A 21,586-nucleotide genomic window follows, 5' to 3' on the forward strand; every position below is an offset into this window, starting at 1 on the left:
TATTTAGTTAAACAAAAGGGACTTGAAATAAGAATCGAAATAAACGCATACTAGCCATGAATTTATTGCATGGCTGATTTATGAAGAAGCACTTACCATCAACTAAAGCATTACAATCTTTCGTTGCGACAGCTGACCAACTTAACTTCACTCACGCGGCAAATGAGTTGAATTTGACTCAAGGCGCGGTTAGTCGACAAATCCAATCACTTGAAGAGTATGTGGGAGGAGAACTGTTTTACCGACACGCGCGAGGTCTAACGCTCACAGCGAAAGGTGAGATGTTATTGCCGCTAGTCAAAGTTTCAATATCTCAGCTGCAGTCCGCGTTGGCTCAAGTATCAGACTCGCCTTCGAAAATTCGCTTGAATGCACCAAGTTGTATTACTTCTTGGCTATTACCACGACTTATGGCATTTCAAGAAGCATTTCCAGATATCGATGTGGAGCTGACCTCGTCAATAAAACAGGTATTTGAACCTAACTTCGACCCGTTTGATGCGGTCATCATCTATGACAAAACGCCTAAGCACCCATCTTGCATTAGTCATTTACTGTTTGAAGAGCAACTAGCGCCAATCTGCCAGCCACAACTGATCAAACCTAACCATCAAAGCGATCCGCTGACTTTGGTTATCGAACCACAGTACTTGAACCTTTACCCTTGGCTTCATGCCAATGCGGAACAAAGTGACTGGAATCTATGGCTAAGGCACATCGACCAAGTAAACTTGACGAACAAAGCGAATCAAAACTTCGCGACACTTGATCAAGCGATGAATGCGGCGATTCAAGGCTTCGGTATTGCGATAGGGGATGTCACGTTGGCTGAACACGATCTAAAGTTGAAGCGAGTGGTGACTGTGAGTGATGAAACGGTTTTCTCGGGGTGTGGTTATTACCTAATTCAACCCAAAAATAGACAGTCTAGTTCGCTCACTACATTAGTGGATTGGTTAATAAATAATGACTGAAAACTCAAACCTTGCTTCAAAGAAAAAGTGAGATTTTGATATAGAAATAATACCTATAACTCATTGTTTGCATAAACTTTATCTATAATTCGCAAAATGGGAAAAGCGCTTCTACACTCAAAATGAATTTCTAGTTAATTCATAGTGTTGTAGTGAGGAAGGGCTGAATGACCAACAAAGCGACGGTGTTAATTGTTGATGACACACCAGAAAACCTTGATGTACTAACGGGGCTACTCAAAGATACTTACCAAGTTAAAGCGGCTAAGAACGGCACAGTGGCGATCAAACTGGCGCAAATGAACCCAAAGCCTGATTTGATCCTCCTCGACATCATGATGCCTGACTTAGACGGCTATCAAGTCTGTGAGATTTTAAAGTCTCAACCGGATACTGCCCATATTCCGATCATTTTCGTGACTGCTAAAATCTCGCCTGAAGACGAAGTTAAAGGCCTATCGTTAGGCGCGGTCGATTACATTACAAAGCCGATTACTCCTGCCATTGCCTTACAGCGTGTACAAACCCACTTATCTTTGTATAACCAGCAACAAGCTTTGTATTTAAAAGTTAAAGAGCAAACCGCCGAAATAAATCACAGCAAAATTGAAATGGTGAAACGCTTAGGCCGAGCTGCGGAATATAAAGATAACGAAACAGGGATGCATGTATTGCGTATGAGCCATTATTGTCACGTACTGGCATTAGCCGTCGGCATGACAATGGAAGATGCGGATACACTGCGTGAAGCTGCGCCAATGCACGATATTGGAAAAATTGGTATTCCTGATGCTGTGCTTCTAAAACCCGGAAAATTAGATGCTGATGAATGGTCAGTGATGCAAACACACGTCAATATTGGTGTGGATATCCTTGGTGATACCTCAGGTTCCAAATTACTTGAAATGGCTGCCGATGTTGCTCAATCTCACCATGAGAAATGGAATGGTAAAGGCTACCCGAATGGCTTATCAGGCAACGACATTCCGCTAGTTGCTCGCATTGCTGCGGTCGCTGACGTCTTTGACGCATTAACATCAGAGCGTCCGTATAAAAAGGCGTGGACTGTCGAAGACACATTTGCTCTGTTGTTAGAAGAGAAGGGTGAACATTTCGACCCTCAACTCGTCGATCTCTTTATCAACCATTTACCTGAAATCCTAGAGATCAAGGATCGCTTTAAGGACTAAGCGCTATGCGTAACGCTATTATCCAGCCGCTAATCGTGTTCGCGATTAGCTTTATGTTTTCTGTCTCTCTTTATGCCAAAACGTCGATAGATTTCACTCAGTCTGAACAAGATTGGATGGAGAGTAATCAAAAGATATCGGTCTTGGTGAGGGGGGATAAATACCCTTATATGTTCATCAACTCAAAGGGGGAGATCGATGGCATCATTCCGGAGTTTATGGATGAATTGACCGCATTAGCAGGGGTAGGTGTGGATTACGAACTAGTGAAAAACACACACCAAGCCAAAATGATGCTGCAGAACGGCCAAGCAGATATTTATCCACTTAGTTTTCCGTTTAATCCTGAATTTTCAGAACTTCTTTATTCAACGCCATTTTTGCCTTACCAGAGACAACTCATTACTCGCTCGTCAGAAACCAAAGTTGTGAACGTGACTCAACTTAGAGACAAAACCATTGGGGTCGTCAAAGGGGCGGAAATGACGAAATGGTTTAAAAGTCATTACCCAAGAGTGAAAACAATTGAGTTTGCGACAGATAAAGCGGCGATAACGGCAGTATCGAAAGGAAAAGTGTTTGGTGTGATAACCGAGATTGTTGCAGCAATGGATCTGGCTGAAAAGCTTCGTTTTGATAACCTGAAACCAAACAGCTCGATTCAAGGCTGGACACAGCCACAAGCTAGCTTAGCGATCTCTCAACATTCTGCGACGCTAAATAGCATTATGAATAAGGCGCTGGCTGAACTGAGCTATGCGACTCAAAATCATATCTTGAGCTTCTGGCTCAAAGACAACCCATATCGAATGAAAGTAGATGGTGCTTTCGATTATGGTAATCCACCTTACATGTATGCAGACTCTCCAACACTAGGCCTTGAATATTCATTTCTTCAGAAAGTGTTTAACAACATGGGCTATCAGCTTGGTGAGATAAAGCGAGCACCGATTTCGACTAGAGAAAGTATTTTTAACAGTGATTCTAGCTTGGAGTTTAATTCTGGACTCACCACCTTAGTTCAGGATGATGGCAGGCTATATTCCGATCCGATTTTGGAAATCGAATATGTCGCGATAACACTGCAAGCAAGAGAGATTGATTTGTCCGCTATGGGTATTCAAGGCGAGTTAGCGGTAGGTTCTATATTGCAAGATGGCGCGTCACCGAGTCGCAAGGCGTTTGAAGCGTTTAGCGAAATGGTGACACCAAAAGTCAGTATGGATTTCTCTTCATTAAAAGACAGCTTTGAAGCTCTAGTTAACAATGGTGTTGATGTCGTTGTTGTTGAAAAGCGCGTTTTGGAATGGTTTCTAGAACACGAAAGTTCATTAGATCGAAGTGCGATTCACATCCATAGAGAATTCAGTCAAATGTTTCCTATCTATATGGAATTTAGGGATGAGATCTTAAGAGACAAATTCAATGCTTCGATTAAAGACATCAACGCCAATGGACAGAAGCTTAGAAAGTTTTTCGATGAGCATATTGAGTCTGATTACCGACCGCAGCTCAGGCGCACCGACATCCTAGCTCAGTTGGTCGCCTATTACCTCTATTCAAACAATATTGATGGGTTGGATAATCTGTTTCAGATATTCGATTTGTCTCAGGATATTGCTGCAATTGAAATTTACGATGAGAAGCAAGAACGTAAGCTCTATAGCGTTCTTTCGACCTCTCAAGGATTCGTGTCGGATGCGTATTTCGATACGTCTCAGTTTGTGAGCGTATTGAAGGACAGTGTTTACCTGACTGAAAGTGGGCCTCTGACCGTCGGTAAGGTGAAATTCTATTTTGATTCACACACTACAGATAATGGATACGCTTACTTGCCTTCTTTAAGTTTGTTCAGTGCGCTGAGTGACAATGAACTGAGCTATGTGACCAAAATTTATCAGGCGAATGACTTAACTGGACAGATACTTAACCTTACCCCAAGTGAGATCGAGTGGATCAAAGCCAACCCGATTCAAAAAGTTGGGGTAGACCCAAAAGCGTTACCTTATGAAGCGTTTAATGACAGTGGGAAATATGTCGGCGTGCTGGCTGATTTTCTTAAGCTGATCGAATCTAAAACTGGTTTGAAATTTGAACCTCAGTTAGTGAGTAACTGGGATGAAACGGTGGAATTAGGTGCACAACGTGAGGTTTCTATGATCTCTGCAGCGCTAGAAAATCAATCGTTCCTAATTGATTACGAGCCTAGCGTAGGGTTGGTTTCGAATTCTTTGGCGATAGGTTCAAAATCAGACATTAGTGGTCTAGTGATTGCCGACTTAGTTGACTGGAAAGTTGGTATTTTAAAGGGAGCATCAAATACTGAAGCCATCATGACGAGCTACCCCCAAGTGGATTGGGTGCTAGTAGACAACACCATGCAAGGGCTTGATTTGGTCGAAAATAACGATCTCGATGCCATGCTGGATACGATCCATGTTCTTAATTATCTGATTAATGTGAACAACCTACGGACAATGCGAGTGGTGGGTCGCTCAGACTATAAAGTGACGCCAACTTTTCATGTATTACGTACCGAACCAATACTCCACAACATTCTTGATAAGGCAATCGAATCGATTCCTCAGCAAGATAAAAACGATATCGTTAAGAAATGGACTGCACCGAAATACATCGATAAAACCAACTATCAACTGATCTACACTGTGATTGGCTTTTCAGTGTTGTTTATTTTGATCAGTGCTGTTTGGAATCGTCGACTGAAAGCGCAAGTGGAGCACACTAAGAAAGCCCGTGCTGAGGCCGAGCACCTACAAGAGCAAATGTTTGGTGTGCTGAAAGCTTCACCTATCGCTGCTGCAATTATCCAAGATGAGCGGGTGATATACACCAATGAACGTGCGCTAGAACTGTTCAAGCTGGATAAAGAGTATGTCGAAGATCTCAACGTGGAATCGATTTACCCAGATCCTGCGGTTCGCGAAGAGATCTATCAGGAAATGATTTCCAATGAAAGGGTGGTGAACAAAGAGCTAGAATTGAGAAAGTCAGATGGCAAAATTTTTACGGCCCTGACCAGTTACTACCGTATTGAGCATCAAGATCACTTTGCTACGTTGTTTTGGGCTTATGATATTTCAGAGCAAAAAGCGCTGAATATTCAGTTAGAGCAAGCCATGCTAGACGCCGATTCGGCAAACCAAGCCAAATCAGATTTCCTCGCAAATATGAGCCATGAAATTCGCACGCCAATGAATGCGATACTTGGTATGTCGTACCTCGCAATGCAAGAGCAACAAAGTCGTGAAGCCGCAAACTACGTTAAAAAAGTGCATCGGTCCGCTGAATCGCTATTAAGCATTATCAACGATATTTTGGACTTTTCTAAAATCGAAGCGGGTAAGTTGAACATAGAACATGTGCCGTTTTTGCTGACTCATGTCATTGAGGAGTTACAAGATGTTGTGGCAATCAAAGCCAATGAAAAGTCATTGGATCTTTCTCTGACCACTTCCAATGACGTTCCGACAGCGATTGTTGGGGATTCGGTACGTCTGTTCCAAATTTTACTTAATTTGTTGGGGAACGCGGTTAAATTTACCCAGCAAGGTTCAGTCAGCCTGCACGTTTCAGTCGTTAGCTTAAGTGATCAGCAAGCGCGATTAAGTTTCAATGTGTGTGATACCGGCATAGGGATTAGCGAAGAGCAATTACATCATTTGTTTGAAGCATTTTCTCAAGCCGACGCTTCTACGACTCGCAAGTATGGGGGGACAGGATTAGGGCTTAACATTAGTCAAAAGCTGGTTCATGCGATGGGAGGTGTGATTACCGTAACGAGCGAACTTGGACAAGGCAGTTGTTTTAATGTGGAGTTAGACTTCCCATTAAGTGACGAGCAGTTAGACACTAATCACAGTGGACTGCACCGGACGTTAGATGTTGATTTCCAACAAGCTGATATTTTGCTGGTGGAAGATAACGTGACCAACCAAGAATTGGCGATGGCTTTCTTAGATAAGTTTAATACCAAGGTAGAGATTGCGAATAACGGGTTAGAGGCGTTAGAAAAAGCGAAAGACAAAGCCTACGATGTCATTTTAATGGACTTACAAATGCCAGTGATGGACGGTTTTGAAGCGTCGCAAAGGCTACGCGAGTCGGGTAATGGTACTCCGATTATTGCGATGTCTGCCAATGTACTCGGAGACGTAAAAGAACGCGCCAGTGAGAGAGGTGTAGACGATTTTGTAGAAAAACCTGTGATTATTGAGAAGCTAGCAGGTGTGCTGGATAAATGGATAGCACGAACGGATAAGGTGGTAGATTTGGGTTCATCACGAACTCATGTTGACAGAAAGCTTAAGTCGGCTGTACTCGATGTTCAACTTGGCCTCACTTACTGTAATCAAGATGAAGCGTTACTCGACAAGTTGATACATAGATTTGATAAGCAGATTGATACGATAGCAAACGAATATCGTCGGTTGCTTCAAGAAGGCGATGCTTCAGAGTTGGTACGTTACTCTCATACTTTAAAAAGCACTTCCGCTGCTATTGGTGCCAGTAAAGTCAGTGAAGCCTTTGGTGATCTAGAGAACTATTTTGAGCAGGTGGGGCAGCAGTCTGATGTCGAGCAGCGCCTAACGGAATTAAGCAAAGCGTTAGAATTACTGCATGCACAGATAGAGCGCTATCGTAGTGAACATAAATTGGTTAGCTCTACTCAAAAAGGAATAAAAGACAGCGATCCGATTGAAGATAATGCACTAGCCAGCGAACCAATAGAACGGAAACAAGTCGAGCATCTGATTACTCTGATAGAAAGCTATGATGTGGATGCAAGAGCAGAAGTGATGCGTCTGATGGAACTATTCCCTGACTCGCAACACTCGCTTGAAAGCGTTATGTCCCAGCTTGAAGAATACGAATTCGATGCGGCGTTAGAAGCGTTAAATTCATGGTTGGGCGCAAACGACAGCTAATCAACCGATACTTTTAAAAGGAATTTCTTAAGCCCGCATTCAGTGGGCTTTTTTGTTTTAGGCCGACAGCATTTGCGCACAGCTAATAACTAACACGACTAGCAGGGCGACCTGAACTGGAGAAGGGGATAAACCTTAAGACTTGTTAATTAGGTGAGGGACTGCATTCGTATTTGGTATTACAAAGCTGGAAACGGTGAATCGTTCGAGTGCTAGCTACTCTATTCGAAAGTCATTTTCTATCGTGTTGGCGCAAAATGGCAAGTTCCTGAACACCACAAATAATAACATCGTCTCAGTTACTTAACGCATTGAAGAGGTCAACTGAAGGTGGAAACTCAACCGATAGAAAGCGTATCTTTCTTCACCAAGCACAAAGTCAAATTCATAGTGTTGTTCACACTCCTATTATTGGTCGCGGGCTCGTTTGCACTAAGCTCGGCTTTTGTCGTTCATCATACCGAACTTCCAGATTCTTACTGGACAACGACATCGGTACTCAAACCGAAATTGTTGGATACGCCTGTGTTTATCGGTGCTCTCACCATGATGACCGTTATTTCAATAGCGTTATTGATATGGGGATATTGGGTGCTTCACTCTCTGCCGAAAAAGCACTCTGCTCATACGGGTCAGCCTAAATTGGTGTTCTGGCTATGTATGCTTGGGTTTATGTATAGCTGGCTATGGATTGCAGCAATCATCATTGTAGTCATTGACTGGGACAAATTGTCACAAGCCATCAAGAGGTTAACTCGCTAATGAAAGAACTACTGTATCCATACTTATTTATTTGCTGGTTATTGCTAAAAACGGGCATTGTAAAGAAAACCGCGACAAGCTTAACCACGATGGCAGTAATTGGCATTGTCATGAATGTTGCGGTGTTTTTTGGCCATCGATTCTACTCGCCTGTCGACCTAACTGACTCGTCAGTAGTAAGAGCGCAGTCTGCAATATTGAGCCCAGTCACTGAGTCGATTGATAAATATTATGTAAGCCATAATGAAAGAGTAAAAGAAGGTCAGCTGCTTTATACCTTAGTGAGCGAAGAGCAAGAAAATACCGTTGACCAGTTAGAAGCTGAAATCGGCAGTAAAAGTGCCCAGTTGGCGCAAAGTGAGTCTGATCTGCTTCGTCTACAGCAGTTAAAAAAGTCGGTGGCTCAACGTGATATCGACAAACTAGAGAGTGATATCGCTGGTTTGAACTTTGATATCGAGTCTTTGCAAGCACAACTAAAACAAGCGCAATACGAGTTAAGCCTGTTAGAAATTAGGGCCCCATTTGATGGTGCGATTACACGCTTAGACACTGCGGAAGGTTCTCGCGTTGGTAACCTACAAATTTGGAATACCGAAAACAAAATTCTGGAGATGCGTATTCCTGATCAATTATGGAATCGGATCAAACCAGGTCAGTTTGCAGAGTTTTATGTAGATGCTTACCCAGGCCATATTTTCAGAGGGCGAGTTCACTCAACGGCACTCGCGACAGGGGAAGCAAGAGGCAGCCATTTAAGCCAAGAACCAGGTGTTGCACAGCAGTTGATGACCAACTCAAAGAATATTGGTCGTACAGTATTGATCGAGTTTACTGACCCCGAAGGTATTGAAATTCCTATTGGTGCGCGCGGCTCAGCGTGGATAGCCACTGAAAAGCCATTCTCGCTATTAGGGCCTATCGATATGTTAGGTGCGGCAACCTTAAGATTAAAAGCAATGAAGAGCTTTTTGGGCGCATTCTAAATCTAAATTGAAAGTGCTTAGCAGAGAGTTTGCGAGTCAATAAGTGATCTTAATAGCACTTATTAAAAGCATAGCAATGACTTGCTTATTCTCTGCTACTTTTTACTTAAATACTAATCACTTATGGGTTAACTATGCATTCTAAACTTAAGCTTTTTTTGAGCAGTCTACTGTTACTGTGTATCTCACTTAGTGCTCATGCTGGCATTGATAAATTGGTGTCAAATCAAGAGCGCCTGACTGAAGAGTTTGTGCAACTGTCCGTTGCTCATGATAGCGAACGCTCTTTTTTAGAGGATGTGCTACGAAGAAAAAACGAAGCGTTGAGAGAGCAGTTACAACTAGAAATGGCGGCTGCACCTGACGATAAACGCATTCAAAAAGTCGTTATGGATCAACTGACCTTAGTCGACTCACTCATTGATTTAAGCAATAGCAATATTAATGATGCAGCCAAACAGGCGAGGGACGCTAAGGGTGAAGATAAGATTCAGTTTGAACTCGCGGTTCAAAAACGTATCGGTATCATGGACACCTATTATGAGCAGTTGGTTGATACTATTGCTCTTGCTAAGCAGTTAGGGCTCGATGTTGCGAAAGTTGAAGCAAAGTTAAAAGTGGCGTTGGTGAAGCGTGCTGAATTTCTTTCTAATGCGATCTTATACGTTGATTCACAGAAAAAAGATGTTGAGCGACGCTTGGCTTATGTAAGTGAAACAGAGAAAGCGACACTGACTAACGACATCATTCGCTTCACTGAACGCATTGCAATGACAGTAATTAGCTTGCAATCGTCGGTGAGTTTAATGGAGAGCCTTGGAGTTGATGGTACTGACTACAAACAACTCCTATTAGCAACGACAGGAGACATCAATACCGATGTACTCGATGTTGATGTAGCGCTTGGTTTATTCGAAGAATGGTTGATGTCATTTAAAGCGTGGGCATTTGAAAACACGCCTTCAATGTTCCTAAAGTTATGTTTGTTCCTTGCGATTTTGTACGCAACGAAAGCTTTTTCTAAAGTAGTCAGCAAAGGGGTGAAACGCAGCGTTAAACACTCGAAGATGGATTTTAGTGTACTGATGCAGGACTTCTTTGTGTCTGTCGCTTCGAAAGCGGTTATTTTCATTGGCTTGTTGGTGGCGTTATCTCAAATTGGTATCGAATTGGCACCGCTGCTAACGGGTTTCGGTGTTGCCGGTGTGATCATTGGTTTTGCTTTGCAAGATACGTTATCTAATTTTGCATCGGGTTTGATGATTCTTATCTACCGTCCTTATGATGTAGGAGACATGGTAAAAGTTGCCGGAATTCAAGGTACAGTTAAGAACATGAGTTTGGTTTCCACAACTGTACAAACGATTGATAACCAGAGACTAGTTATCCCAAATAACAAAATCTGGGGTGATGTCATCAACAACATTACTGCTGAGCGTATTCGACGCGTAGATATGGTGTTTGGCATCGGTTATGCCGATGATATCGACAAAGCAAAAGGCATTTTTAATGACATTCTATTAAGTGATGAGCGTGTTCTAAAAGAGCCTGAAGCAATGGTGCGCTTGCATACTCTTAATGAATCGTCGGTTGATTTCATTGTTCGCCCATGGGTGAAGACTGATGATTATTGGGATGTGTATTGGGATGTAACTGAAAAAGTGAAGAAGCGTTTGGACGAAGAGGGCGTTTCTATTCCGTTCCCACAACGCGATGTTCATTTATATACTCACCAAGTGAAGGAATAATTAGTCTTCACAAGAGTAAAAAGCAGTGTTTAGGTGTTTGCCTAACACTGCTTTTTTATTGTTAGCAACGCAATATAACTCCGTTCACCAAGCGCTCTCGTCGCTTTTCACCTTAACTGCTTAGCCTTTGATAACTACAGTAAGTCACAGTGTCACTAAATGTAATTTTTATACCTTCAGGTCTAATACAGCGTTTTTCAGTACTTCACTTTGATCAACTACCGAAGCCGCTGAGTTTGCATTCTTCGAAGCGCCATCAACATTAGTCAGGGTTAAGTGCTTAATGTCGTCGACATTATTGGCGATCTCAGAAGACACTGAGCTTTGTTCTTCCATCGATGCGGTGACCTCTATGCTATTGTTAAGAATGGTTTCCATATCTTGAATAACGGAAGTGATTCGCGAATGCGCTTGCTTGCACGACTCCACACTTTCATCGCCTTTCTCACAACATTTTTGCATCGTATCGACTACTGTCTGAGTCTGATTCTGAACGCCTTGAATGATGTTTGAAATTTCTTCCGTCGAGATTTGAGTTCGACCTGCGAGAGTACGAACTTCATCAGCAACCACGGCAAAGCCGCGACCTTGTTCTCCAGCACGCGCAGCTTCAATCGCAGCATTTAATGCTAGTAGGTTAGTTTGCTCGGCTATCTCTCTAATCACTTCAAGAACCGTGGTGATTTTTTCAGATAAAACGGAAAGGTGATTTACTTCTTCACTCGCATTAATCAGATCTTTCGACAGAGTGTTGATGGTGTCGCGCGTAAATTCGACATCACTAAGCCCTTCATTAGCAGTATCAAAACTGGTTTTTGCGTTAGAAGAAGCTTTCTCACTGTTTAGCGCCACATTATGAATGCTTTCCCCCATTTGGTTGATTGCTGCGGCAATACTTTCCGTTTGTTGCTGCTGCTTATGTAACGCACTTTCAACTTGAATACCATCTTGCTGCAATTGCCCAGAAATGTTTCCGAGTTCATGAGCCGTACCTTGAACCTGTCCTACAAGTTTTCGTATGTCGCCTAACACGACATTGAACGCTTGAGCGATGTCGGCTATTTCGTCTTTTCCACTGCCGTTCGCTTCGATTGTGAAGTCACGATTTTCGGATACAGACAGCATCGAGCGATTTAGGCAAGCAATCTTATTGGAAATTCGCGATGAAACCTTATAAGAGAAAGCGAGTAGCATTGCCGTTACTACTAATACGGAAGTTATTATGAAAACCGTAATATCACTTTGTATACCCTCAATCTCATTATCCAACTGATGTTCTACCGAAACGAAAATGGAAATGATGTCCTTGAACAAGGTTTCCATTTCTTTCTTTAACGCTAAAACATGTTTCGGGTTACTTTCTACTTCAGCCAGCATCAGCTTAAAGTCAGCATTATATTGCTCGACTTCATGCGCTAACTTATTGAGTTCTGGTACTACAATTTCGGACTCGATGAGCTGAACTTTGAACGTTTCCATTAACGATTGAAAGTGAGCGAACTCCTTTGAAAATGTGGTTTTTGAAGATTGGTCGTGGCTATGTAAAAACTCTAACTCAATACGGTTGAGATCTAACATGGAGACTTCAAGAGACTTAACCTGGATAAGTGTTTTTTCCAGTTTAATTAATCGAAGATTAACGATTTCAGTCAGAGAAACAACGACTAGCAGTGAGATGATAGACAAGCAAGCAAGACTAATTAGGGATGTTTTTATTTTCATTTATGTATTCCAAAACTAATTCAATAAATCAACAGCACAACGTAATTGGAATGGCGTTTCTCTTATATTGGGGGAGGGCTCTTAATGGCTTTACCCATGATGGAAACGTTTGCTTACACTATTTTATCGATTGAAGTTCAACAAGAGAAAACTTGATTAAAATCAATGAATTTTGAGCTTTGTATTACTTTTGAGAATGTTTATATGTGATTTGACTCGTATGGATTTACATTTGTGGTAGCAATTTCAGTGTTACTTGTGATGTCGATTTTTATTGACACATGTAGAGCGTTCATTCTACCTTGTAGGTAGAGTGAACGTTCTACTTATGGTTTGTATATGTTGAAAGATCAAATAGCACAAAGTTTAGAAGTGGCTTTTAGCCGCTATGGATTTGCCGAGCCAAGTGTCGCGAAGTTAAAAACGGAATGTAATGTGAGCTTGCGTACTTTATATAAACATTACCCGTCCAAAGAAGCGATGATTGTGGGGGCGTTAGAGTTTCGTCACAGAAGGTATTTGACCTTTTTGGAATGTGAATCAGAAATGGAGGGGCTGAATGCTGCTGTTCATATATTTGAACGTCTTGAAAAATGGATGAAAGAATTCGCTCCATTTGGTTGTATGTCAATGAATGCGATTGCCGCCTTTCCAGACAACCCCTTAATTAATCAAGCCGTTAAGTTACATAAGGAAGAAGTGCGAAATTTCCTCGGTCGAATGTCTGGTAGGGAAGATTTAGCCAATGAATTGTTTTTGTTACATGAAGGTGCGTCAAGCGCATGGCTAGTATTTGGGGAGCAGGCGATTCACTCAGCGACGAATGCATTAACCCATTTACTGAAAGGAGATTAATCGATGGTAACACCACTAAAGATGAAAGGCGTTCAACTAATTGGCCACGGTGGATATGAACAACAAGTGTATAGCGAAGAGCTGGAAGTACCGAGTCCAGCAGCCAATGAAGTTGTTATTCGTGTTCATGCTGCTGGTGTGAACAATACTGACATTAATACACGAATAGGTTGGTATTCAAAAAACGATGGCTCAAGTGATGATGCAAGTTGGTCAGGTAATGCGCTATCACTTCCCTTAGTACAAGGTGCGGATGTATGTGGGTCTATTGTCGCCGTGGGTGACGGGGTAGCTGAGAATAGAATTGGTGAACGAGTGCTCATCGAACCATGTTTACATGAGGCCGGGGGCAAAATGTTGTCGAAACCTTGGTATTTCGGATCTGAATGTAACGGCGGTTTTGCTGAATTTACGGTTGTAGCAGCACGACACGCTTATTCTATTTCGAGTGGTTTATCCGATGTCGAACTCGCATCGTTTCCATGTTCATATTCTACGGCTGAAAATATGCTGACTAGAGGACAGGTCTCAAATAAAGATCGTGTTTTAATTTCAGGAGCATCAGGAGGCGTAGGCTCAGCCGCGATTCAACTAGCGAAAGTAAGAGGCGCTAATGTCATTGCAATAACTAGCCCGAGCAAAGCCCAGCAATTATTGGAAATTGGTGCAGACAAGGTTGTTTTTCGGGGCGTTGATATCCTTCAAGAGCTTGGTGAAAGCAGCATAGATGTCGTAATCGACTTGGTAGCTGGCGAACAGTGGTCTAACTTTTTAACCTTGTTGAAGCCAAGGGGGCGCTATGCTGTATCGGGCGCTATTGGTGGTGCAATGGTCGAGCTTGATGTAAGAACTCTTTATTTGAAGGACTTAAGTTTCTTTGGCTGTACTGTAATAGAACCTCAAGTGTTTCAGAATTTAGTGTCATGTATAGAAACCGGCAGGATCAAACCCTTGGTGGCTAGAACATTTCCATTACAACAAATTGATCAAGCACAAGACTTCTTTCTTCAGAAGTCGCACGTTGGAAAAATAGTTCTAGAAGTATCGGCTAGTCATTAAAAATCATTTCTCCTCGCCGTAAATCAGTGGGCGTCTAACTGCAAATGCTCAAGAGAGCGGGAGGTTGACCAATAACCCTGAACAGCTAGGACAAGCGCTTCAACAGGCATGGTGTGTTTGTTATGTGGATATATGCGTAGATAGCAGTAATTATTGTCGAAATATAAAACTCGGGTAGGATCTGTGAGTTCGAGCCCTTTAAGCAATACGCTTAAGTTAGAAACATCGATTGCTGAGTATCCAATCCATCTCTAATCACGTTGATTTGTGTCCGAAGGTCGATCACCCGATACTGAGCTGTTATTTTTTAATTTTAGTTCGCTGTGTCGCTCAATCAATGCTTTGGAAGCGACCAAGGGGGAATGAGTATCGGTCGTCTTCTTTAAGAATAACCTAGGGTCATGCAGCTTACCTAAGCAGAAACTGACGCCTATCGGGTGATTAGTGTTGCTAAGGCGATTTGTTACGAAAGCTTCGCGCTAAAGCTTTCGTGAATCCTAGCATGCTGTGGGAGGCATTATTGATTAGGTAATGGGTAAGCGATTTGACGCTTTCATTTCCCTTAATGTGATGTTTGAACTAATGGCAGAGACTCCGGGCAATTTACGTAAAACTTTTTCAACAAAAGCGCTGTAGTCATCAAGGTCCTTGGCGACAACCTGAAGCATAAAGTCAGCATCTCCCGTAGTGTTGTAGCAAGACAGCACATTGTCGGAGGACAGCACAGTGTCTTCAAATCGTTTAGTGGTTTTCTCATCATGCTGCGTGCAAGTGAGATGAACAAAAGCCATAACGCCCAGCCCTAGCTTTTTCCTATTCAGATTGGCTTGGTAACTCTCTATATAACCTTCTTCTTCTAAACGTTTTAAGCGCCTCCAACAGGGCGTCTCACTCATCGACAATTCTGTCGCTAATTTCGCGTTCGTTAAACGTCCATCCTTTTGCAATTTTTCCATTATTGCAATATCAGTCTTATCTATGGCTTTCATTAGCAGCTTTCTTTCAGAAATTAAGGTTAAGAAGAAAGATTATTTTATAAATTGAGCTTTTTCAATGGTAAATGAAAAGGCAATTTCAGAGCTAATCAGTAACATAAATGGTCAAGAACAAGATGTAATGAGAGAGGAACACTTAATATGGATTTATACCTATGGCTAGGTTTCGCATCAGCTGCGCTATTGATTTCAATTTCGCCAGGTGCTGGCGCTGTGAATACTATGAGCAGTGGGGTACAAAATGGGGTGAAAGGTGCATTGCCTTCGATATTAGGCTTACAGTTAGGCTATGGGATCCAAATAGCGTTAGTGTGTATTGGCATCGATACTTTTTTGGCCAAGTCGAGCCTAGTGTTTGAAGTAGTGAAATGGCTCGGAGTGGCATATTTAGTGTGGTTAGGCTACCAAAAATGGTCGCAAGCCGTATTAGATATGGACGCGCCGCTTGCCTCGAATGAATCTGCTAACAAGAAGTTTTGGACAGCGGCACTAGTTAACTTAACGAACCCTAAGGCGACCGTATTTTTGTTGGCCCTTTTTCCTCAGTTCTTAAGTGCGGATGATCCAACCGGTTCTTTGCAGTACATAGTGATGGGGTGTACTTTGATTGTCGCTGACATCATTGTGATGCTAGGTTACGCCAGTTTAGCTGCTCAGCTGAAAAAACATATGCAAAACAGAAAGTCCCAAGTGATTCAGAACCGTGTATTTGGCGGTTTGTTCGTCGCAGCCGCAGCGGTTATGGCGAGCAAAAGTTAGAACTACAGTAACTTCGCAGTGGCGTTTTTTACCTGAACACACTGCGATTCTCTTAGTTGATTTACACGTGATTAAGCCATCGCGGAGGGTGACCAATATAATCTTGAACCGCTTGAATGAAAGCTTGAGCAAGCATGGTGTGTTTCTTATGTGGGTATATCGCGTAGATAGCGGTATCCATGGTTGAAATAGAAAGCTCGGGTAGAATTTGTGTCAGCTCGAGTTCTTCAAGTGATGCACTTAAGTTTGAAACATCAATCACTGAGTATCCTAATCCATCTCTAACCGCGTTAATCTGTGTCCGAACATCACTGACTCGATATTGTCCCTTTATTTTGTACGTATCAAACTCATTACCGCCGACGGTTCGGTTGATTGTGATTTGATCTAACGTGACATCTCCATTGCTGTATATCACCGCTGGTAATTCCAGAAGTTGACTGGGCGTCTTTAATTCACCGTGCAGTTCAATAAATGCTTTAGAAGCGATTAAGATGAAGTGTGTATCGGCAATCTTCTTTGCGAATAAGCTAGAGTCTTGCAGCTTGCCTAAGCGGAAGGCGAGGTCAAAATGATCTGAGATAATATCGGATTTCTTATCATCTAAAGCGTGAACAATTTGAACGTCTGGATAGGTTTTGATGAACTTTGAAATAACGGGTTGTAGGTGTTCTTGACCAAAATAAATAGGCGAAGTGATTCGTAAGATCCCTTTGGGTTGTTTTTGGTAAGAATCCGCCACTAATTGAATGTGGTTGAGTGTATCTCTAAGCGTGTGTGTTTGCTCGAGTATATCCTTACCAGCAGAAGTCAGTGAAAATGAGCGAGTTGAACGATTAAGTAACTGCACGCCTAACTCTGATTCTAATTTTTTGATTTGTTTAGATAAAGAGGAATTGTCCATATCATGCAGTGCAGCGGCTTTAGTAAATGATCCTTGTTGAACGACATCGAGGAATAGTAGCAATTGATTGGTCATAGACATGTGCTTGGATTTTTTACTGATTTTAGATGTTGTTGATATTAGTCTAGTGGTGAGGATTGTGGAAGTTTGAGACCATAATAATTGGATCCTTATGTCATGTTTCTCGGACTGTTTTACTTTTAATATCAGCCCATCGCTTTCGTTCACTGAGGAACATTTAAATGTCTCATCCAATTATTACAGACTTAAACACCCGCTATACTGCTAAAAAATATGACCAACAAAAACGCATATCTTCGGAAGATATGGCGGTGATTAAAGAGGCAATTCGTTTGTCTGCTTCTTCAATCAACTCCCAGCCTTGGAAGTTTATTGTGATAGAAAGCGATGAAGGTAAGCAACGCTTCCACGATACGTTTCAGAACATGCACCAATTTAATCAACCGCATGCTAAAACTGCATCTCACACAATTCTGTTAGCGTACGATCCTAAATTTACCAAAGAAAAATTTGCGAAACGCGTTGATGCGGAAGTGACGTCTGGGCACCTCCCTGCTGATCGTTATGAAATGTTTATGGGCGCTTATGCTTTTGCTGAAGCAAACACTGACGAGAAAGGCTTTAATGGCAACTGGACTAAGGCGCAGGTCTACATTGCGCTTGGCAATTTACTTCATACGTTGGCACGCCTTGGGATCGATTCGACGCCAATGGAAGGGGTAGATGCTGGCTTAATTGGTGAAATGTTCAAAGATGAGCTGGACGGCCATGTGTGTGAAGTGGCACTTGCGATCGGCTACCATCAAGATGGCGAAGACTACAACCATGGCTTACCCAAAGCACGCCTTGCAACTGACGATGTGATTACTGTTGTGTAGTCTTACTACTTCTTAGTGACGAGAAAAACGCTTAGCCATGCTGCTAAGCGTTTTTGTTTGTTTTATTCCTGTTAGGGGCGTTAACGCTCTAACATTGGCTTAAGAAGCTTAAGCCGAGCCGACAATTTTCTTGAATCCGCAGTTTGGATTAGCAGGCAAATACCAATAAAACCCATCCCCAACCAACCGATGGCGAGAAACCTTTCTCCAACAATGATTACGGCAAATAATGCAGCGATGGCTGGTTCAAGTAAGGTCAATAGCGTCGCCTCGCCAGCATCGATATACCTTAACCCATAACTGAAACACAAATAGCCAAAAAAAATCGGGATAGCAGCCATGTAAACGGCGACGAAGAAGTTGGTAGAAGTAGCAAATATTTGTTCACCAGTAATCAGTAGCGAAGGCAGCAGCAGAAGTGCGGCCAAGCCAAACATACTGGCCATGGATGATTTAGAGCTCACGCCTCGTTCGATCATCTGTCTGGCTGCCCACGCATAAGTCGCGTAGGTAAAGCCAGCGACCAATCCTAATAACAAACCGAGTGTTTCCGTGTGTGATTGGCCGGAGTGTGTACTCTCAGGTTGTTTTCCAACGATCAGTAAAACAATACCGATAACTCCAAATAAAAAGCTAACCATCCATTTCATGCTTATTGGCTTTTTATCGATAAGACGTTCTAAAACAATGGCGAAAAAAGGCGCACTGGCAATCGATACGACGGTACCAATTGCAACACCAGAAAGTTTCATTGATGTGTAGAACGCCAATGGATACACAGCGACCGATAAGCTACCCGTTATTAAGACTTTAGGAGATTTGAACAAAAGTAATTTGTCAGATTCCAAATCCTTCCATGAACTGACAACGAGCAGTAAACCACCGACACCCATTGAGAATGCACCGGTAGCGAGCGGACTAACATCGGGAGTGAAGCTTGCGGCAGTGCCGGTGGTTCCCCATAGTAAACTGGCGATGACGATCGCAAGTATCCCATTTAAGCGACTATTATTACTTAGCATCTTAGGCCCTGGTTTCAAAGTGAGTAAGGCTGATTCTAAAATGATAATTGAGTTTATATTTTGCCGTTCGGACGGTTTTTCATGCCCTAACGACGCAATTTAGTGTCTGATTTTTGAAGGGGATAAGCCAAAATACTTGGAAAATCGCCGGCTAAATGCAGTCAGATCTGTGTAACCGACAGACTCAGCCACAATTGAAAGTGGGTAGTCGGTATGAAGTAGTAACGCTTGCGCTTTTTCCATACGAAGTTTGGTGATGTATTGATTAACGGTATGTTCGGTTTGTTGTTTGAATACAGTTTTCAATTGGGTAGGGCTTAAGCATGCGACCGCTGATAACCTGGCTATAGACAGTTCTTGCGCTAGGTGAGCCTCAATATGTTCAATGACATTCCGCATTCGGGAATCGAGCGGTTTCAGTAACCGTTGTTCGAACAATAATTGATAAAACGTTTCGAACATCGTTCGCTCAATATCTGTATTGATTTGATGCTTGAGCTGAGCTTCAACAAATCCTAAGAAGTGTAATAAAGGCGGGCTGATAGTAAAGACTAAGGTACTCGATTGCTCTATGGCGGGTGGGAGGGTGTCGAGGTCAGCGACGATAAATTTGGCTTCAGTTTCTGCGTTGAAGTGGTGCATTTCACCCGACTTAACTATCACGCATTCGCCGGGTGTCACCTTACCTTTATACGATTCTACTTCAATATTGATCACGCCTCGAAGTGGAAGGACAATCTGATGAAATTCATGAGAATGTCCTTTCTTGTCGCGACTGTATGAACGAATCGATAAAAGGTTTGGCATTGAAGTCCTATTCCTCTGCCTTCCAATCAGAAAGTGCTTGAATGTGTTTTGGGCCAATACCACAGCATCCGCCAATAACGGTAGCGCCTAGGCTGTGCCAATGTTTCGCGTATTCCAAATATCCTAGGGGAGATAACTCTCTCATAGACTGCAGCATGTCGTTAGCTTCGTGCTCAGACTGTATAGGAGCAAAATTGTTGGCGTATACTCCAATCTCTATGTTCGCCCCGTATTCATCGATCACTTGTTTGGCATCTTTGACTGCCTGCTCCATGACTTCAGGAACCGAACAATTAAATAAAATGCCTGTTGCACCAACAAAACAGCATAGCGCTACGGCCATTTTGACTGATTGCCCCGATCTCAATGTCGATTGTTCTGAAGCTGTGTCTTCAAGACTAAAAGCGTAATAAACAGGCTTGGTGGTTTGCTTGAGTACTTGATGAATGGCTTCAAACTCTTGAATGCTTGAAATGGTTTCGGCTATCCAAATATCAACATGCTTTTCTTGGGCATGGTAGAGCGTCGAATTGATTGCAATAGCTTGATTTTTTTCAAATAAATCGGGGCGATAACTGCCTAATGCCGGTGGAATAACACCTGCGACAATAGCCGGTTTAGTGCCAGATGATTCCGCATACTCGTTTGTGCTATTGCGAGCAATGATCGCTGCTTGTTCAGCTAATTCAGCGCCTCGTTCTTGATATAGGCTTTCACCAAGATGAAAAGGGACACAGGCATAGCTATTAGCGGTAATAATTTCTGAGCCAGCACTGAGGAAATGCTGATGGGCGAGTCTTACATGCTCTGGTGATTCAATTAGAGCTTGAGCGCTCCAAAGTGGCTGAGAAAATGGCGCGCCAATCTCTTTAAGTTCACGGCCCATACCGCCGTCTAATATCGTTAGTTTTTTCATAGCGCTAAATACATCGATGATTCTAATTTAGGAAGAGTACCAAACCCAAGTGACGGTGAGAACACGGAATAACGAATGAATCGTGATCCCACTAATCTTCTAATTGTGAGCGAATCCATTTAGAAAAGGCTTGATACTTGACGCGTGATTGCATCCCTTGCGGGCAAACCATGTCGTAACCCTTGTGCGAGTCTATGATGGGGAACGGTGCAACCAACTCTCCAGATTCCAATAAATGGCGGTCGAACTCTAATCGGCCCAGCGATACTCCCATAGATTGAAGCGCGGCGGCACACGTATGTTCATGTGTGAAAAGGTCGTACTTTTGAGTGCAATCGATATCCAAACCAACTTGATCGAGCCAATATTTCCAAGCGCCATGCCCACCGCTATGAATAAAATTCACATCTTTTAAGTGATGAGGGTTTCCAAACAATTTGAACTGCTTTGCGTATTCAGGGGTGCACACTGGAACCCGTTTCCCAACGAAAAGGCGTTCACTGAAATGATCGGGGTAATGTCCTTCACCATAAAAGATACCTAAATCTATCGGGTCAAACTGAAAATCGACTTCATGTTGTTTGGTGAGGAGTTTGATACTTAAGTTTGGGTATAAATCTCGAAAGCTTTTTAACTTTGGAAGCAGCCAGGCAGACGCAAAATAGGGAGAGGTGCCAATATAAAGTTCGCCGCTGAGCTCGCCATTTTGAATGTCATTGAGCTCTGAAAATATTAGCTCAAAGGAGGTGTTGAGCATTGTTAAAACGCGTGTGCCTTCTGGAGTGAGCTCTAGCTTTCTTGTTTTCCGAATAAACAGCGTGAACTTGAGTTGATCTTCTAGTTTTCGGATTCGATGGCTGACCGCACTTTGCGTTAAACACAGCTCTTTGGCCGCCATCGTAAAACTCAAATACTTAGCCGCAACACTGAAGGTATGTAGGTGAGCGAGTAACTGCTGTTTATTATCGAACATAACACCATGCATGAATTTTAGTAATCTATGGGTGCAATATACTCGTTTGTCAGGGGAGGTTAAATCACT

The 21,586-nt window shown here is 42.6% G+C and carries 17 protein-coding genes; 10 read left to right on the forward strand and 7 right to left on the reverse strand.

Annotation, left to right across the window (positions count from 1 at the left end; genetic code table 11):
* The first annotated feature begins 80 nt into the window (after positions 1–80).
* The 6 genes from ELZ11_RS18970 to ELZ11_RS18995 all read left to right on the forward strand — a co-directional run bounded on the left by ELZ11_RS18970 (position 81) and on the right by ELZ11_RS18995 (position 10,606).
* On the forward strand, positions 81–974 hold the full coding sequence (locus ELZ11_RS18970) for a LysR substrate-binding domain-containing protein (RefSeq protein ID WP_137358948.1): 894 nt from the start codon (positions 81–83) through the stop codon (positions 972–974).
* Positions 975–1,141: 167 nt separating this feature from the next.
* Positions 1,142–2,164 carry a response regulator gene (locus ELZ11_RS18975; RefSeq protein WP_137358949.1) on the forward strand — a complete coding sequence of 341 codons (1,023 nt, stop codon included), beginning with the start codon at positions 1,142–1,144 and terminating at the stop codon, positions 2,162–2,164.
* Between the two features lie 5 nt (positions 2,165–2,169).
* Positions 2,170–7,110 (forward strand): ATP-binding protein, encoded by a 4,941-nt coding sequence (locus ELZ11_RS18980; RefSeq protein ID WP_137358950.1) that lies wholly within the window; start codon positions 2,170–2,172, stop codon positions 7,108–7,110.
* 330 nt (positions 7,111–7,440) lie between these two features.
* Positions 7,441–7,872, forward strand: a complete 432-nt coding sequence (locus ELZ11_RS18985; protein WP_137358951.1) for a hypothetical protein — start codon at positions 7,441–7,443, stop codon at positions 7,870–7,872.
* Entirely contained in the window at positions 7,872–8,858 is a 987-nt protein-coding gene (locus tag ELZ11_RS18990) for an efflux RND transporter periplasmic adaptor subunit (protein ID WP_137358952.1), read from the forward strand. The genes ELZ11_RS18985 and ELZ11_RS18990 overlap by 1 nt, the downstream gene beginning before the upstream one ends.
* 134 nt (positions 8,859–8,992) lie before the next feature.
* On the forward strand, positions 8,993–10,606 hold the full coding sequence (locus ELZ11_RS18995) for a mechanosensitive ion channel family protein (RefSeq protein WP_137358953.1): 1,614 nt from the start codon (positions 8,993–8,995) through the stop codon (positions 10,604–10,606).
* Between the two features lie 168 nt (positions 10,607–10,774).
* Here the strand turns inward: ELZ11_RS18995 and ELZ11_RS19000 are convergent, their stop codons facing one another.
* The gene (locus tag ELZ11_RS19000; RefSeq protein ID WP_137358954.1) at positions 10,775–12,328 is read right to left on the reverse strand and encodes a methyl-accepting chemotaxis protein; all 1,554 of its coding nucleotides are present in this window, start codon (positions 12,326–12,328) and stop codon (positions 10,775–10,777) included.
* A gap of 339 nt (positions 12,329–12,667) precedes the next feature.
* Here ELZ11_RS19000 and ELZ11_RS19005 point away from each other — a divergent pair, with 339 nt between their 5' ends.
* Positions 12,668–13,183 carry a TetR/AcrR family transcriptional regulator gene (locus tag ELZ11_RS19005; RefSeq protein ID WP_137358955.1) on the forward strand — a complete coding sequence of 172 codons (516 nt, stop codon included), beginning with the start codon at positions 12,668–12,670 and terminating at the stop codon, positions 13,181–13,183.
* 3 nt (positions 13,184–13,186) lie between these two features.
* Complete coding sequence (locus tag ELZ11_RS19010; protein ID WP_137358956.1) at positions 13,187–14,242, forward strand: alcohol dehydrogenase family protein; 1,056 nt, start codon at positions 13,187–13,189, stop codon at positions 14,240–14,242.
* Between the two features lie 524 nt (positions 14,243–14,766).
* On the opposite strand, the gene ELZ11_RS19015 is transcribed toward ELZ11_RS19010, so the two are convergent.
* Positions 14,767–15,231 carry an Lrp/AsnC family transcriptional regulator gene (locus ELZ11_RS19015; RefSeq protein WP_137358957.1) on the reverse strand — a complete coding sequence of 155 codons (465 nt, stop codon included), beginning with the start codon at positions 15,229–15,231 and terminating at the stop codon, positions 14,767–14,769.
* 147 nt (positions 15,232–15,378) lie between these two features.
* Here ELZ11_RS19015 and rhtB point away from each other — a divergent pair, with 147 nt between their 5' ends.
* Positions 15,379–15,996 carry a homoserine/homoserine lactone efflux protein gene (gene rhtB / locus ELZ11_RS19020; RefSeq protein ID WP_137358958.1) on the forward strand — a complete coding sequence of 206 codons (618 nt, stop codon included), beginning with the start codon at positions 15,379–15,381 and terminating at the stop codon, positions 15,994–15,996.
* 61 nt (positions 15,997–16,057) lie between these two features.
* On the opposite strand, the gene ELZ11_RS19025 is transcribed toward rhtB, so the two are convergent.
* Positions 16,058–16,981, reverse strand: a complete 924-nt coding sequence (locus tag ELZ11_RS19025) for a LysR family transcriptional regulator (RefSeq protein ID WP_137358959.1) — start codon at positions 16,979–16,981, stop codon at positions 16,058–16,060.
* A gap of 161 nt (positions 16,982–17,142) precedes the next feature.
* On the opposite strand from ELZ11_RS19025, the gene ELZ11_RS19030 reads away from it, so the two are divergent.
* Complete coding sequence (locus tag ELZ11_RS19030; RefSeq protein WP_137358960.1) at positions 17,143–17,799, forward strand: NAD(P)H-dependent oxidoreductase; 657 nt, start codon at positions 17,143–17,145, stop codon at positions 17,797–17,799.
* Between the two features lie 80 nt (positions 17,800–17,879).
* On the opposite strand, the gene ELZ11_RS19035 is transcribed toward ELZ11_RS19030, so the two are convergent.
* The 4 genes from ELZ11_RS19035 to ELZ11_RS19050 all read right to left on the reverse strand — a co-directional run bounded on the left by ELZ11_RS19035 (position 17,880) and on the right by ELZ11_RS19050 (position 21,517).
* Entirely contained in the window at positions 17,880–18,821 is a 942-nt protein-coding gene (locus ELZ11_RS19035) for a DMT family transporter (protein WP_137358961.1), read from the reverse strand.
* A 99-nt stretch (positions 18,822–18,920) separates the two neighbouring features.
* Complete coding sequence (locus ELZ11_RS19040) at positions 18,921–19,628, reverse strand: helix-turn-helix domain-containing protein (RefSeq protein WP_137358962.1); 708 nt, start codon at positions 19,626–19,628, stop codon at positions 18,921–18,923.
* A gap of 7 nt (positions 19,629–19,635) precedes the next feature.
* A complete protein-coding gene (locus ELZ11_RS19045) occupies positions 19,636–20,544 on the reverse strand; it encodes a homocysteine S-methyltransferase family protein (protein WP_137358963.1) in 909 nt (302 codons plus the stop codon).
* A 91-nt stretch (positions 20,545–20,635) separates the two neighbouring features.
* Entirely contained in the window at positions 20,636–21,517 is an 882-nt protein-coding gene (locus ELZ11_RS19050; protein WP_137358964.1) for a LysR substrate-binding domain-containing protein, read from the reverse strand.
* Between the last annotated feature and the right edge of the window lie 69 nt (positions 21,518–21,586).

Origin of the sequence: Vibrio profundi, assembly GCF_005281835.1 — a bacterium.
Lineage (GTDB): Bacteria > Pseudomonadota > Gammaproteobacteria > Enterobacterales > Vibrionaceae > Vibrio > Vibrio profundi.